Source organism: Corallococcus sp. 4LFB (assembly GCF_046520365.1).
Classification (GTDB): Bacteria; Myxococcota; Myxococcia; order Myxococcales; family Myxococcaceae; genus Corallococcus; species Corallococcus caeni.
In genome coordinates, this window is sequence record NZ_JBKGHJ010000864.1 from 1 (window position 1) to 2,039 (window position 2,039).

Annotated in this window: 1 protein-coding gene; it reads left to right on the plus strand. The window is 73.4% G+C overall.

Translation table 11 applies throughout. The features are described 5' to 3' along the window. On the plus strand, positions 1-2,039 hold a 2,039-nt coding region (locus ACLEQD_RS42100), incomplete at both ends, for an ATP-binding protein (protein WP_410391573.1).

Below are 2,039 nucleotides of genomic sequence, written 5' to 3' on the forward strand. Positions count from 1 at the left end.
GCCCGCAGCCGCGCTGGGTGGAGCTGTCCGCGACGGGAGACCCGGAGCACCTGGGCGGCGTGCTGGGCACGCTGGTGGACGTCACCCCGCGGAGGCTGGCGGAGGAGGCCGCCGCCACGCGCGAGCGCTACCTGGGCGCGATGGTGGAGGTGCAGCGGCGCCTGCTCGCGCCGGAGGCCGCCTCGGACCTGTACAACTCCATCCTGGAGCCGCTGGGCCGCGTCGCGGGCGCCAGCCGCGCCTACGTCTTCGAGTTCCACCGCGACGCCACCGGGCGGATGCTCCAGTCCCAGCGCGCGGAGTGGTGCGCGCCCGGGGTCTCATGCGAGCTGGACAACCCGGACACGCAGGCGTGGCCCGTGGATCAAGCCTTCGAGCTGCACCAGCTGGAGCAGCTGCACCGGGGCGAGGCCGTGCAGGGCAAGCCGGAGGACTTCGGCGCGGACAACGCGCGGGTGCTGCTGGGGCAGGGCATCCGCTCGCTGCTGGTGCTGCCCCTGGTGGTGCACGGGGAGCCGTTCGGCTTCATCGGCTTCGACAACTGCGACGACGCGCGGCCCTGGTCGCACGTGGAGGTGAAGCTCCTGTCCGGCGCGGCCGGCGCGCTGTCGCTGGCGCTGGAGCAATACACGACGGACGCGCTGCGCATGCGCACGGAGACGGCGCTGCGCCGCACGGAGGCGGGCTTCCACCTGCTCATCGAAGGCTTCCCGGACCCCGTGGTGGTGCACACGACGGACGGCATGCTCCTGTCGGTGAACCCGGCCATGGCCAACTACCTGGGCTACCAGGACCCGGCGGAGCTGCTGGGCCGGCACCTCCTGGGTCTGGTGCGGCGCGAGGACCAGGAGGTGGCGCGCCGCCACCTGGAGGAGGCGCAGGACGGGGCGCTGGCGGCCCGCTCGCATGAAGTGCCGCTGGTGCGCCGCGACGGGCAGGTGGTGAGCGCGGACCTGGTGACGCTGGGCGTGCTCTTCGACGGCGTGCCCGCGCGCGTGACGGTGGCGCGCGACTTCACCGAGCGCAAGCACATGCAGGCGCAGCTCATGCTGGGGGACCGGCTGGCCTCCATGGGCATGCTGGCCGCGGGCATCGCGCACGAGCTGAACAACCCGCTGTCCTACGTGCTCTCCAACCTGGAGTTCCTGCACCGCGCGCTGGGCCCCATGCCCCGGCCCCTGGGCGCCGAGGAGCTGCTGGAGTACCAGCAGGTGCTGGACGACGCGCGCGAGGGCTCCGAGCGGATGCGGCAGATTGTCCGCCAGCTCAAGGTCTTCTCCCGCGTGGACGACGCGCACGAGGAGGCGGTGGACGTGCACCGCGTGCTGGACTCCGTCGCGCAGATGGCGGCCAGTGAGATCCGCCCGCGCGCCCGGCTGGTGAAGCAGTACGGCTCCATCCCGGCGGTGCGCGCCAACGAGGGCAAGCTGTTCCAGGTGTTCCTCAACCTGGTCATCAACGCCGCGCAGGCGATTCCGGAGGGCTTCACGGACGAGCACGAGATCCGCCTCATCACCCGCGTGGACGACGACGGCCGGGTGGTGGTGGACGTGCGCGACACGGGCCGCGGCATCGCGCCGGAGCTCCTGCGCCGCATCTTCGACCCCTTCTTCACCACCAAGGCGCCGGGCCAGGGCACCGGCCTGGGCCTGTCCATCTGCGACACCATCGTGCGCGCGCTGGGCGGCAGCATCGCCGCGGAGTCCACGCCCGGCCACGGCGCCACCTTCCGCGTCACCCTGCACGCCGCCGCGCGGCCTCGCGCGTGGCCTGAGCCACCCCGCCTCCCCCGTCCGTGCGGGGAAGCGCGCCGCCCGCCCGCTGCCGCGAACTGGACTGAATCCGCCGCGCCCCCGTGTTCGAGTGTGGAGCGCCGGACGGCCTGCCCCCGCATGCGCTGCCCTCGCGGAAGCGGGGGCGACACGCTGGGGTTGCCCTGCCGCCGGGCCCTTTCTTCCGGAGGCCATGAAGGACGCCATGCGAAAGCCGACTGCTCGCCTCGCCCCCGTGCTCGGGCTGCTGCTGGGCAGCGTGCTGGC